The sequence below is a fragment of the Streptomyces sp. NPDC002785 genome (assembly GCF_040295565.1).
In the GTDB taxonomy this organism is placed as follows: domain Bacteria; phylum Actinomycetota; class Actinomycetes; order Streptomycetales; family Streptomycetaceae; genus Streptomyces.
Window position 1 is genome coordinate 1 of sequence record NZ_JBEOVN010000208.1, and the last position, 12,400, is coordinate 12,400.

The window sequence follows — 12,400 nt, forward strand, 5'->3', positions numbered from 1 at the left end:
TGCGCCGCAAACTCGGCGAGCCGCCGCTCATCACCCACGACCCGGGCTACGGTCGTACGGGGCGTCCGGAGGAGATCCTGCAGGACCGCAGTGCTCCACCAGGCACTCAGGCAGATCCCCGATTGACGGCGGTTCGGAGCGTGGCTTGTACCGGCCGCCGCGAACCGCTCCGCGATTGCGCTTGCTTCGAGTGCACTCCAAGGTTCTAGCGTGGAGGCCATGACGGTGATGGAGAGCACTTCGGCAAGGACGGACTTATGCGCGGCGGCGCCCAGGGCGCATCCGCGCCCCGAGGGCCAGGACCGCTACACCATCGGCGAGGTCGCCGCCTTCACCGGGCTCACCGCGCACACCCTGCGCTGGTACGAGCGGATCGGGCTGATGCCGCACGTCGACCGGTCGCACACCGGTCAGCGTTGCTTCACCAACCGCGATCTGGACTGGCTGACCTTCGTCGGCAAGCTGCGGCTGACCGGGATGCCGGTCGCCGACATGGTGCGGTACGCGGAGCTGCTGCGCGAGGGCGAGCACACCTTCGAGGAACGGCAGGCGCTGCTGGAGGCGACCCGCCGCGATGTGCGGACGCGGATCGCGGAGCTCCAGGACACCCTCGCCGTCCTCGACCACAAGATCGACTTCTATGCGGGCGCCCGACGGGCGCCGGAGAGGCCCTGTGCCTGATGACTGACAACAAGATCGCCACCGTGGAACTCGGACACGGCGGCCCGCAGGTCGGCGTGCAGGGACTCGGCTGCATGGGCATGAGCGAGTTCTACGGGGACACCGACGAGGCTGCTGCCCGCGAAACCCTGGAGACGGCGCTGGAGGCGGGCGTCACGCTCTTCGACACCGCCGATGTGTACGGTCGCGGCGCCAACGAGAAGTTCCTGGCACCGTTCGTCGGGGCACACCGCGACGAGATCACCCTCGCCACGAAGTTCGCCATAGAGCGGACCGATGACCCGCAGCACCGGGGTGTGCGCAACGACCCCGCGTACATCCGCCAGGCCGTCGAGGACAGTCTGCGCCGTCTGAACACCGACGTCATCGACCTGTACTACATGCACCGCCGCGATCCCGCAGTCCCGCTGGCCGAGTCCGTCGGCGCGATGGCCGAGCTGGTCCAGCAGGGCAAGGTCAAGCAGCTCGGGCTGAGCGAGGTGACCGGCGCCGAACTGCGTGAGGCGTACGCCGTGCACCCGATCGCCGCCCTCCAGTCGGAGTGGTCGCTCTTCAGCCGGGACGTCGAACGCAGTGCCGTGCCCGCCGCCGTCGAGCTGGGGGTGACCCTCGTGCCGTACTCGCCGCTCGGCCGCGGCTTTTTGACCGGGGCGTTCACGGACGCGGCCAAGGACCTGTCGAAGGGCGACTTCCGCCAGTACCAGCCGCGCTTCACGGGCGACAACGCGAAGACGAACGCCGCCCTGCTGGAGCCCGTTCACAAGATCGCCGCCGCCCATGGGGCCTCGGCCGCGCAGGTGGCGCTCGCCTGGGTGCAGCAGCGGGCCCAGGTGCACGGTCTGACCGTGGTACCGATCCCGGGCACTCGTAGGAGCAGCCGGCTGCTGGAGAACGTGGGCGCCACCCGGCTCACGCTGACGGCGGAGGAACTGGCGCTGCTGGAGCCGATCGCGGGGCAGGTGGCGGGGGACCGGTACCCGGACATGAGCAGCACGTCCGCGGCGCGCGAGTAGTCGTTCGCGGGAGCCTGTGGTGCCCGGCGATCGGTCAGTCATCGGTCGCCGGGCGGTCCCCGAAGACGCCCTCAAACGCCGGGCGAGCTGGGTTTTGCCGTCCTACGCCCACCCCAGCGCGAACACGGGGGTCGTGTACCCGGCCCAGGCGACGACGGCGCTGCCGCGTCCGGTCTCCGCGTACAGGGCCTTCGCCATGCCTGCCGGAGTGCCGTACACATCGCTCGTACGGTCGAAGGTCCCCGCGTCGATGTCCGAACCCGGAACCACGACCGCCACGTGGCGTGCGGTGCTCAAGTCCCCGAAGACCTCGGCGACCTGGCTGCGCCCGCGCGGGTCGAAGGCGAGGATCTGCCGGTCGTCCGCTCCGGCTCCGGCTCCGGCGAGATGTGCGTACCGGGGATCGTGACCGGCGTGCAGAGAACGGGCGTTGGCCCGGTAACGCAGTTCGACGGGTACGCCGTCCAGATTGCCGACGACGAGTGGATGCCGTACGACCAGGGCCTGTTGCTGCGTCGCGGTCAACCCCCGGAAGAACCGGCTCACTTCGGCGGGTGTGGTCCGCTCCGGGTCGGGCAGCTCCCGTCCCAGCACGTGATCCGAGCGCCAGGCCGCGGTGCCGGGAGGTGGACCCGTCAGGGCGTGTTGTGCGTTCCCGGACGCCCAACCGGCCGTCCCCGCCGCCACGGTGGTCGCCAGCGCGACCGCGACCAGAGTCCTTGCGTAGCGGCGCATCCCGCCCTCCCTCTCCGGCTGATCCGGTTCCCGCACGCTGTTCGGCGCGACGGAGAGGAAGGTAGGAAGAGAGTGGGTCCGGGGGCTTCGGACCGGGGGGCCAAGTGCGGGGTGCTACCGGGGTAGGGGGTGTACGGGGGGCCCGCTGTTGGGGCGGGCGGGGGAAGACCCCGGCTATTGCTCTCCCGGCACGACCACCCCCGCCTCGTACGCGAAGATCACCGCCTGCGCGCGGTCCCGCAGATCCAGCTTCGCCAGCACCCGCCCTATGTGCGTCTTCACCGTCTGCTCGGCCAGCACCAGCTGCCCCGCGATCTCCTGGTTGGAGAGGCCCCGCGCGATCAGCTCCAGCACCTCCCTCTCGCGCGGAGTCAGCCCGTTCACCCGCAGCGACTGCCCGCTCCGGGTGGCTCCGGACGGACCCTGCCGGGCGAAGTCCGCGATCAGACGCCGCGTCACGGACGGCGCCAGCAGCGCCTCGCCCGCCGCCACCACCCGCACCGCCGAGATCAGGTCCGCGGGCGGTGCGTCCTTCAGCAGGAAGCCGGACGCCCCGGCGCGCAGCGCCTCGTACACGTAGTCGTCCACGTCGAACGTGGTGAGCATCAGGACCTTCGGCCGGTGCACCACCCCCGCCGGAGGGTTCAGCAGCTCGCGGGCCGCCGCCAGACCGTCCATCTCGGGCATCCGGACATCCATCAGGACCACGTCCGGATGGACGCTCCGGCTGACGTCGATGCCCCGGCGCCCGTCCGGTGCCTCACCGACCACGTCGATGTCGCTCTGCGCCGAGAGCAGCGCTGCGAACCCCGCCCGCACCATGGCCTGGTCGTCGACGATGATCACGCGGATGGTCAAGAGTCCTCCGAAGCCTCGGGCGTGACAGGGGGCAGGGGCAGCCGCGCGGCCACCCGGAAGCCGCCGTCGGGCAGCGGTCCGGTGTCCAGCGTGCCGCCGGTCAACCGTACGCGTTCGCGCATGCCGACCAGGCCGTGCCCCGTCCCGGTCGTCTCCAGCGGCGAACCGGGCGGCTCCGCCCGGTCGTTGACCACCAGGACGGTCAGATGCGCGCCGTCGGACGTGATCGACACCCGGGTCCGCGCACCGGGCGCGTGCCGGATCGCATTGGCCAGCGCCTCCTGCACGATCCGGTACGCCGACACATCCACCGCCTGCGGTACGTCGGGCAGCCGGGCCGGGAGCGACAGCTCGGCCGGCAGCCCCGCCCGCACCGTCGCCTCCACCAGCTGCTGCACCCGGTCGAGCCCCGGCTGCGGTGCCCGCTCGCCCTCCGTGCCGTCGCTGCGCAACACCGTGAGCAGCCGCCGCATCTCCGTCAGCGACTCCCGCGCGCTCGCCGCTATCGCCCCGAACTCCTCGCGGGCCTGCTCGGGCAGGTCGCTGATCCGGTAGGGCGCGGAGTCGGCCTGGACCGTGATCACGGACATGTGGTGCGCGACCACGTCGTGCAGCTCACGGGCGATCCTGGCGCGCTCCTCCAGCAGCGTGCGCTGCGCCCGCTCGGCCTCGCTGATGGTCTCCTGCTCGGCGAGGCGGCGCTGTGCGTCGCCCCGTTCCCGTATCACCGCGCCGATCACCATGAGCACCGCGCCGAACGCCGGGAGCAGCGCGGAGGTGCCGTTGCTGCGGTCCGTTGCGGCCAGGTGCAGGACCAGGCTCGCCACGGCGGTCAGCGCCCAGACGGAGACCACGGTCCGCCGGGTCTCGCGCAGGGCCACCGCCAGCATCACGAAGAGGTAGCAGATCAGCGTGGGCTGGGGCCACGGCCAGATGCCCGTCGGCGGGTCCGGGTACTCCAGCAGTACCAGCGCCCCCAGGATGTCCGCGGGGAAGATGATCCACCATGCCTGCAACGGGCGGTGCGCCAGCATCAGCAGCGGCGCAGTCTGGGCGACGGTCAGCAGGCCCGCCAATCCGTCGGCCAGACCGTATTCGTTGGTCAGCACATTGATCGTGAGCGGGACGAAGACCGCCCCGAGGGCGAGGACGACCACGTACGGCAGCAGCCTCCGCCACCGCTTGGGCGCGTCCGCGAGCGGCGGGACCGGGGGATGGGACGGATGCGAGAGGTCGTGGGCTATCTCGCGCAGATTGCGGCGGGCGGCGCTCACCAGGCCGTCGGCGGCGGGCTGCGGGCGCGGCGGCGACCCGGCCGGAGTGCGGGGCGGGGAAGGGGAGGGTGAGGTGGTCATGGCCGCATCAGCCTAGGGAGCGGACGGCCCGGTGGCGTCATACCCGGGTGCTGGTTCGCCACCGGGCTTCTCGTACGGGGGTACTACCGGCCGATCGGGCCGACACGCCGCGAGGCCCTACAGCTCCGCGAGCAACTGGGCCTTCTTCGCACTGAACTCGTCGTCCGTCACCAGGCCCGCCCGGTGCAGCTCCCCGAGGTGCCGGATCCGCTCCGCGATGTCCGCCGGATCGCGCCGCCCCGCCCCTGCCAGGACGGCGGTCGGCGCGGCGGGAGTCGGCTGCCTCCTGCGTACGGATTCCAGTACGGCCGCGGCGAACGGCAGCGACTCGTGCACCGGCCCGTAGCCGAGGCCGAAGACCACCGCAGCGGGGTCCTGGTCGGCCCGGGCGGGGCGGGGAACCATCGGCTGCGCGCTCTGCACCGCGCCGCCGAGCCCCGTAGCCACATCCATGCCGCAACCGGTGCCCATGCCGAGGCCGGCATCCGGACCCGGTCCCGGAGCCGCACCCTCCAGGCCCCTGCGCACCAGCCGCAGATAGCCGTTGAAGGCCTCCGGCGAGCGCCACTCGACCCCGCTCAGCTCCGCCACCGCAAACGTCTGGTCGCCGGCCTTCCACTTCGCCGTGGAGGCGCCCGTCCAGAACCAGCGGAAGGAGATCCGGTCCCCGTCGAAGCCGGCCCGGCCGTCGTACGCCTTGAACTGCATCGGTGCCTGGGGAGCCGCGACCAGGAACCGCTCGGCGGGCTCCGCGGCGTCGGGACCGAGCCGGGCGCGCAGTTCGTCCGCGTAGTACTCGGCGAGCGTCTCGCGCTCGGCGGGAAGCACCAGCCGGTACGGATCGCAGCCGTCCTTCAGCTGCCCGGCCGCGGCCTCCAGCAACGGGTCGGCACCGGGTCTCGGCACCGCATGCAGGACCACCGTGCCCCGCTTGCCCGGGGTCAGCGTCACCGACGACAGCGCCGCGTGCGGGACGCGGCGCTCACGCAGGCTCTGGAAGAGCTTCGGTGTGCGTATCCCCCGTTCGAAGCGGATGAGCACGGAGTCGGTGTCGAACTCCCAGGTGGCATGAATTCCGGCCAGCGCATCACCCATGTGCCTCATCGTATGCGGCACTTGCCCGCACGTCCCCCCTCGGCGTAACGACCTCCCCCACGACAGGGAGCGGGTTCCCGACGCCCTGCGACTCCGCTTGCGGCGTTGTCGTCAGTCAACGACGCTCCTTCCCCGAGCTCTCGGCTTCGCTCGACCAGGGGAGGCCCCATCCGCTTCCTTCCTCCGCCTTGCAATCGAAGCCGCACGACGCTGCTCGCTGATCCGCTCCCCATCGTGGGGGAGGTCGTAAGCCCCGATATGTGGCCGGCTGCGGCTCGCTGCGCTCGTCAGATCCCCTGGCTGCCGGTGATTCGTTCCTGGCAGGTGCTGTCGGAGCTCGCACAGCTCACCGAGCCGTAGGCCCCCACCCCGATGGCGGCGAAGTTGCGGAGGCTCTCGGTGCCCGGCTCGAAATAACCGCTGTGCCCGACCGCGTTGCCCGCCGAGAAGAGGCGCGCGCCGAAGCCCGGGTCGACCGGGTCGGCCCCGTGACCGAGCCCACCGAGCTCCAGGTTCGGTACGTCCTCGATCCAGTCGTCGTGGTCCCGTGTCGCCCACACCCTGGCCTCGGTGTGCAGTTGCCCGGCGTTCTGCACCCGCATGCCGGGGCTGCCCGCGACCGCGATGTCGGCGACCCTGGAGGGGAGTTCATGTGCGGCGACACCGCACAGCACCGAGCCGTAGCTGTGGCAGAACAGCGAGACCGGGGTGTCCCCGGGCAGCGCGCCCACCAGCGCGTTCAGCCGCACCGCCCCGCGCTCGGCGAGGTTGCCCAGAGCCGCGTCCATACCGATCCCGGCGGGCGTGGTGTAGTCGGCCCAGGCGATGACGGCGGTACGGGTGCCGGGGCGCGCGGCGCGCTCCGCCGCGTACAGCGACTTCGCCATACCGACCGGGGCGGCGTTCACCATGGGGGCGGACCGCTCCAGCGTCAGCAGATTGGTGTCGACGCCCGGGACGACCACGGAGACCCGTTCGGCCCGGTCGAGATCACCGAACACCTCTGCGGCACGGCCCTTGCCCGACGGGTCGAGGGCGAGGATGTGCCGGCCGCCCGCGAGCATCGACTGGAAGCGGTTCATCCGGCGGAGCGCCTCGGCGCGGCCCTCGGGGGAGAGCCTGGCGTCATGCATGCGCTCCCGCTCGACCGTCCGGGCCTGTACCAGGGCCAGCCGGTTGGCGTGGTAGCGCAGGGTGACCGGGGCGCCGTTCAGATTGCCCACGACCAAGGGGTACTTGTCGGCGAGACGGGTGCGCTGAGTGGCCGTCAGCATGGCGAAGAACTGCGCCAGGCGATGTGGCGGCGCGTCGGCGTCCGGCAGCGCACGACCTGCCACGTGGCCTCGTGCCCAGGAGGCGAGTGCGACGGTGCGTGGCTCGTCGGAGTGCGGGTGACGTACGGCGGTCCAGCCCGTGGTCGCCAGCATCACGAACACAACCGCGACGGCGAGCAGGGCGCGCCATGCGGTGAGCGTGGGGGAGGAGTCGAAGGAAGTCACTCCGGCCCACATTAGGAGACGCGGGACGAGAGCCGTGAAGGGGGTGGCGCACATCACTCGGCTGTGGGGAATTCAAGCCCGCGCATTTCACGCTGTGTTGGTGCGGTGCGCACACTCAGGCGCGCGGAGCGCCTCCGGAGCGTCGCATATGACCTCCGGAGCGCGGCTGTTGTGAAGTCGGTCACGCCGCGGCGGTGAGGAGTGCGGCACATCGGACGGGGGTTCCATGGCGCTACCCGAGCCCGGAGCCGTCCCCCGCCCGCCAGTTCCCGGCCAGTGCCGGGCCGAGCTGGTCCAGGTACACCTCGGTCAGTGTGCGCAACGAGTCCATACTGGCGTCCTGCCCCTGCCCCCAGAGCTGCCCGGTCACCCGCATCACCCCGGAGAACGCGGCCACGGCGACCCTCGGCCGGGGGTCCGTGTCCACGTCGAGCCCCTCGCGCTCGGCGATCAGCAGCGCGACCTCGTTCTCCAGGTCGATGCTGCGCCGCAGGTGGGCGGCGAGCAGCGACGGCGTCGACTCGATCATCTGGTACGTGCGCATGTGGAGTTCGACCGTTACGAGCGCTTCGATCGCCTCGCCGATGCTGTTCCAGGCGCAGAGGACCGCGCGGCGCATCGCCTCGAACGGGGCTTCGGGGCCGGGACGTCGGCGCAGCTCCGAGAGGAAGTGCGACTCCACCATCTTCTGGATGGCGAAGGCGGCCTCCTCCTTGCTGGCGAAGTAGCGGAAGAAGGTGCGCTGGGAGACCTCGACGGCGTCGACGATCTCGTCGACGGTGGTCTCCTCGTACCCCTGGGTGGTGAAAAGATCGAGGGCGGCGTGCAGCAGGGCGTCCCGGGTGCGTCGCTTCTTCCGTTCGCGCAGTCCGGTCGGACACGCGGCCTGCTGCCCATCGGTCACTGAAGTGGCCCTCTTTCTCCTGCTTTGCCCAGCTCAGCGTACCTGTGAGCTACGTGACAGTTACCGACTTGTGAAATGGTTTGTCAACTGTCAGCGGCTGACACTAATCTCCCGGGCATGACTAGTCAGACCACCGTCGAAAAGGCGTCGCGGGAGCCGCAGGACACCGCCGTGCCCGCACCTGCCAAGGGGCTGCGCGGCCACCCCTGGCTGACGCTCTTCTCCGTGGCCATCGGCGTGATGATGGTCGCGCTCGACGGCACGATCGTCGCGATCGCCAACCCCGCCATCCAGCAGGACCTGAAGGCCTCGCTCGCCGACGTCCAGTGGATCACCAACGGCTACATGCTCGCCCTCGCGGTCTCCCTGATCACGGCGGGCAAGCTCGGTGACCGGTTCGGCCACCGCCAGACCTTCCTCATAGGTGTCGTGGGCTTCGCCGCGGCATCGGCGGCCATCGGCCTCTCCAACGGCGTCGCACTGGTGATCGCGTTCCGGGTGCTCCAGGGCCTCTTCGGCGCCCTGCTGATGCCCGCCGCTCTCGGCCTGCTGCGCGCCACCTTCCCGGCCGAGAAGCTGAACATAGCGATCGGCATCTGGGGCATGGTGATCGGCGCCTCGACCGCGGGCGGCCCGATCCTCGGCGGTGTGCTCGTCGAGCACGTCAGCTGGCAGTCCGTCTTCTTCATCAATGTGCCGGTCGGTGTGATCGCGCTCCTGCTGGGCCTGGTGATCCTCAAGGACCACCGCGCCGAGAACGCGCCGCGCTCCTTCGACATCGGCGGCATCGTGCTGCTGTCGCAGGCGATGTTCTGCCTGATCTGGGCGCTCATCAAGGGCGCCGAGTGGGGCTGGGGCGACTACAAGACACTCGGCTTCCTGGGCGCGGCCGTGGCCCTGTTCGTGGTCTTCGCCTTCTCCCAGAAGAACGTCAGGGAGCCGCTGATCCCGCTGGCGATGTTCCGGTCCGTGCCGCTGTCCGCGGGCGCGGTCCTGATGGTGCTGATGGCCTTCGCCTTCATGGGCGGGCTCTTCTTCGTCACCTTCTACCTCCAGAACGTGCACGGCCTGAGCCCCGTCGACAGCGGTCTGCACCTGCTGCCGCTGACCGGGATGATGATCGTCGCCTCGCCTCTCGCGGGCGTCATGATCACCAAGTTCGGCCCGCGGGTTCCGCTGGTCGGCGGCATGGTGTGCACGGCGGCCGCGATGTTCGGCATGTCCCAGCTGGAGATCGGCACCAGCACCCTGACCATGTCCATCTGGTTCGGTCTGCTCGGCCTCGGCCTCGCCCCGGTGATGGTCGGCGCCACCGAGGTTATCGTCGGCAACGCCCCGATGGAGCTCTCCGGCGTCGCGGGCGGTCTGCAGCAGGCCGCCATGCAGGTCGGCGGCAGCCTCGGTACGGCGGTGCTGGGCGCGATCATGGCCTCCCAGGTCGACTCGAAGCTGGCCGACAACTGGACGGCCGCGAAGCTTCCGCCCCTCTCGCCGGAGCAGCTGGACCAGGCGTCCTCGGCCGTCGAGGTCGGCGTGCCGCCGGTGGACGGCAACACTCCGCCGGAGGTCGCGGCGAAGATCGCGGGCGTCGCCCATGACACGTTCGTGTCGGGCATGAGCACGGCATTCATGGTCGCCGGCATCGTCGCGGTGGTCGCCGCGCTGGTCGCTACGCTCACCAAGCGCGGTGCGAATGCCGAGGCGGGCGCGGGCGCGGGTCACATCTGACCGTCCGTCACGGCGCCCCTGAGGCGTCAACACAGTGCGTACGACAGCCCCGCCGGACCGTTCCGGCGGGGCTGTCGCCTATCAGGGTGGTGTAGCCCGCAGCCCCTTTCCCCGGCGTTGCCCCGCAGGTCAGGGTGCGTGCAACTGATTCGCACCACCACGGGGGTCGATTTCCATGCGCACGACCGTTCTTGCCGCCGCCCTGGCCGCCACCGCCCTGATTCCGCAGGCCGCGGCCCACTCCGCACCCGCCCGGCCCGGGGACTGCGGAAGCGGTCAGCTCTGTCTCTGGGAGAAGCCGGACTTCACCGGGGCTCGGCAGATCCATGAGCTGTCCACGATCGACATCGAGAGCTGTGTCCCGCTGCCGGCGGGCAGCAAGGCCCAGGCGCTCGTCAACCGCACCGGCCGGCCCGTCACCACGTACCAGTCGGCGCAGTGTGCCGAGACGGGTGAGTTCGAGACCTATCCGGGCGGCGGCACCTGGGTGCCCCAGTCCCCGTACCAGGTCAGGGCCTTCAAGGTCTGGGAGAACTGATCGCACACGCCGAAGGGCGGCGGGACCAGGAGATCCCGCCGCCCTTCAGCCATCGCTCGTCGTGCTTACGCGTCGCCGCCGGCCGCGCCCGGCTCGGCCGCGGTCACATCCAGCAGCTCGTACCGGTCGATCGCCGTCTTCAGCAGCGAACGGTCGATCCGGCCCTCCTTCGCGAGCTCGGTGAGCACCGCGAGGACGATCGACTGCGCGTCGATGTGGAAGAACCGGCGGGCCGCACCGCGGGTGTCGGCGAAGCCGAAGCCGTCCGCACCCAGCGACTGGTACGCACCGGGCACCCAGCGCGCGATCTGGTCCGGTACGGAACGCATCCAGTCCGAGACCGCCACGAACGGGCCCTCGGAGCCGGAGAGCTTCTGCGTGACGTACGGGACGCGCTGCTCCTCCTCCGGGTGCAGCAGGTTGTACCGCTCCACATCCACGGCCTCGCGGCGCAGCTCGTTCCAGGAGGTCGCCGACCAGACGTCCGCCCTGACGTTCCACTCGTCTGCGAGGATCCGCTGCGCCTCGACCGCCCACGGGACCGCCACACCGGACGCCATGATCTGGGCCGGGATCTCGCCCCGCTCGGCGCTCTTGTAGCGGTACACGCCCTTGAGGATGCCTTCGACATCCACGTTCTCGGGCTCGGCCGGGTGCTGGATCGGCTCGTTGTAGACGGTGAGGTAGTAGAAGACGTCCTCGTTCTCTTCGGGGGTCCCGCCGTACATACGGCGCAGACCGTCCTTGACGATGTGCGCGATCTCGTAGCTGAAGGCCGGGTCGTACGCGACACAGCCCGGGTTGGTCGAGGCAAGCAGCTGCGAGTGGCCGTCCGCGTGCTGAAGACCCTCACCGGTCAGAGTCGTACGACCGGCGGTCGCACCCAGCACGAAGCCGCGCGCGAGCTGGTCGGCCATCTGCCAGAACTGGTCGCCGGTGCGCTGGAAACCGAACATCGAGTAGAAGACGTACACCGGGATCAGCGGCTCGCCGTGCGTGGCGTACGCCGAGCCTGCGGCGATCAGAGAGGCCGTGCAGCCGGCCTCGGAGATGCCGTCGTGCAGCATCTGACCGGTCGGCGACTCCTTGTACGCGAGCAGCAGATCGCGGTCCACCGCCTCGTACTGCTGACCGAGCGGGTTGTAGATCTTCGCGCTCGGGAAGAACGCGTCCATGCCGAAGGTGCGGTACTCGTCAGGCGCGATCAGCACGAAGCGCCTGCCGATCTCCTTGTCCCGCATGAGGTCCTTCAGGATGCGGACAAACGCCATGGTCGTGGCGATCGACTGCTGGCCCGAGCCCTTCTTCGCGGTCGCGTACGTCTTGTCCTCGGGGAGGACCAGAGGCTTCGCGCGCACCACACGGGTCGGGACATAGCCGCCCAGACCCTTGCGGCGGTCGTGCATGTACTGGATCTCTTCCGAGTCGCGGCCCGGGTGGTAGTACGGCGGGTAGCCCTCGTCCAGCTGCTTGTCCGTGATCGGGATGTGCAGCCGGTCGCGGAACCGCTTGAGGTCCTCGACCGTGAGCTTCTTCATCTGGTGGGTCGCGTTGCGGCCCTCGAAGTTCGGCCCGAGCGTCCAGCCCTTGACCGTCTGCGCGAGGATCACCGTCGGCTGGCCCTTGTGGGCCTTGGCCGCCGCATAGGCCGCGTAGACCTTCTTGTGGTCGTGGCCGCCGCGGCCCAGGTGCAGGATCTGGTCGTCGGTCATGTCCTTGACCATGTCGCGCAGCCGCGGGTCGTCCCCGAAGAAGTGCTCACGGATGTACGCGCCGGACTCGGTGGCGTACGTCTGGAACTGGCCGTCCGGCGTGATGTTCAGCTTGTTGACCAGGATGCCCGTGCGGTCCTGCGCGAGCAGCGGGTCCCAGGAGCGGTCCCAGACCAGCTTGATGACATTCCATCCGGCGCCGCGGAACTGCGACTCCAGCTCCTGGATGATCTTGCCGTTGCCGCGCACCGGACCGTCGAGGCGCTGCAGGTTGCAGTTGAC

The 12,400-nt window shown here is 70.3% G+C and carries 10 protein-coding genes and 1 pseudogene; 4 read left to right on the plus strand and 7 right to left on the minus strand.

The window, feature by feature from the left end; genetic code table 11:
- Window positions 1-219 precede the first annotated feature (219 nt).
- Together ABTZ94_RS31725 and ABTZ94_RS31730 are read left to right on the plus strand one after the other, a co-directional pair.
- Window positions 220-681 (plus strand): MerR family transcriptional regulator, encoded by a 462-nt coding sequence (locus tag ABTZ94_RS31725; RefSeq protein ID WP_351205949.1) that lies wholly within the window; start codon window positions 220-222, stop codon window positions 679-681.
- Window positions 681-1,694, plus strand: a complete 1,014-nt coding sequence (locus ABTZ94_RS31730) for an aldo/keto reductase (protein WP_351205951.1) — start codon at window positions 681-683, stop codon at window positions 1,692-1,694. Before ABTZ94_RS31725 ends, ABTZ94_RS31730 begins: the two co-directional genes overlap by 1 nt.
- Before the next feature lie 123 nt (window positions 1,695-1,817).
- On the opposite strand, the pseudogene ABTZ94_RS31735 reads toward ABTZ94_RS31730, so the two are convergent.
- The 6 genes and pseudogenes from ABTZ94_RS31735 to ABTZ94_RS31760 all read right to left on the minus strand — a co-directional run.
- Window positions 1,818-2,429: pseudogene (locus ABTZ94_RS31735) on the minus strand (alpha/beta hydrolase); the annotation flags it as partial.
- A 174-nt stretch (window positions 2,430-2,603) separates the two neighbouring features.
- The gene (locus tag ABTZ94_RS31740) at window positions 2,604-3,287 is read right to left on the minus strand and encodes a response regulator (protein WP_351205953.1); all 684 of its coding nucleotides are present in this window, start codon (window positions 3,285-3,287) and stop codon (window positions 2,604-2,606) included.
- Window positions 3,284-4,642, minus strand: a complete 1,359-nt coding sequence (locus tag ABTZ94_RS31745; RefSeq protein ID WP_351205955.1) for a sensor histidine kinase — start codon at window positions 4,640-4,642, stop codon at window positions 3,284-3,286. Before ABTZ94_RS31745 ends, ABTZ94_RS31740 begins: the two co-directional genes overlap by 4 nt.
- A gap of 117 nt (window positions 4,643-4,759) precedes the next feature.
- Window positions 4,760-5,737 (minus strand): DUF4429 domain-containing protein, encoded by a 978-nt coding sequence (locus ABTZ94_RS31750; RefSeq protein ID WP_351205957.1) that lies wholly within the window; start codon window positions 5,735-5,737, stop codon window positions 4,760-4,762.
- 287 nt (window positions 5,738-6,024) lie between these two features.
- Window positions 6,025-7,236, minus strand: a complete 1,212-nt coding sequence (locus tag ABTZ94_RS31755; protein WP_351205959.1) for an alpha/beta hydrolase — start codon at window positions 7,234-7,236, stop codon at window positions 6,025-6,027.
- 232 nt (window positions 7,237-7,468) lie between these two features.
- Window positions 7,469-8,140 carry a TetR family transcriptional regulator gene (locus ABTZ94_RS31760; protein ID WP_351205961.1) on the minus strand — a complete coding sequence of 224 codons (672 nt, stop codon included), beginning with the start codon at window positions 8,138-8,140 and terminating at the stop codon, window positions 7,469-7,471.
- A gap of 117 nt (window positions 8,141-8,257) precedes the next feature.
- On the opposite strand from ABTZ94_RS31760, the gene ABTZ94_RS31765 reads away from it, so the two are divergent.
- Window positions 8,258-9,868, plus strand: a complete 1,611-nt coding sequence (locus ABTZ94_RS31765; RefSeq protein ID WP_351205963.1) for an MFS transporter — start codon at window positions 8,258-8,260, stop codon at window positions 9,866-9,868.
- A gap of 175 nt (window positions 9,869-10,043) precedes the next feature.
- Window positions 10,044-10,406 carry a peptidase inhibitor family I36 protein gene (locus ABTZ94_RS31770; RefSeq protein ID WP_351205965.1) on the plus strand — a complete coding sequence of 121 codons (363 nt, stop codon included), beginning with the start codon at window positions 10,044-10,046 and terminating at the stop codon, window positions 10,404-10,406.
- Window positions 10,407-10,471: 65 nt separating this feature from the next.
- On the opposite strand, the gene aceE is transcribed toward ABTZ94_RS31770, so the two are convergent.
- The coding region (aceE, locus tag ABTZ94_RS31775) for a pyruvate dehydrogenase (acetyl-transferring), homodimeric type (RefSeq protein WP_351205967.1) at window positions 10,472-12,400 on the minus strand (1,929 nt) is incomplete at its 5' end.

Bases quoted from the DNA above. Each gene is read 5' to 3' on its own strand.
- ABTZ94_RS31730 (WP_351205951.1), top strand. From the start codon at position 681: ATGACTGACAACAAGATCGCCACCGTGGAACTCGGACACGGCGGCCCG.
- ABTZ94_RS31765 (WP_351205963.1), top strand. From the start codon at position 8,258: ATGACTAGTCAGACCACCGTCGAAAAGGCGTCGCGGGAGCCGCAGGAC.
- ABTZ94_RS31750 (WP_351205957.1), bottom strand. From the start codon at position 5,737: ATGGGTGATGCGCTGGCCGGAATTCATGCCACCTGGGAGTTCGACACC.
- ABTZ94_RS31745 (WP_351205955.1), bottom strand. From the start codon at position 4,642: ATGACCACCTCACCCTCCCCTTCCCCGCCCCGCACTCCGGCCGGGTCG.
- ABTZ94_RS31770 (WP_351205965.1), top strand. From the start codon at position 10,044: ATGCGCACGACCGTTCTTGCCGCCGCCCTGGCCGCCACCGCCCTGATT.
- ABTZ94_RS31725 (WP_351205949.1), top strand. From the start codon at position 220: ATGACGGTGATGGAGAGCACTTCGGCAAGGACGGACTTATGCGCGGCG.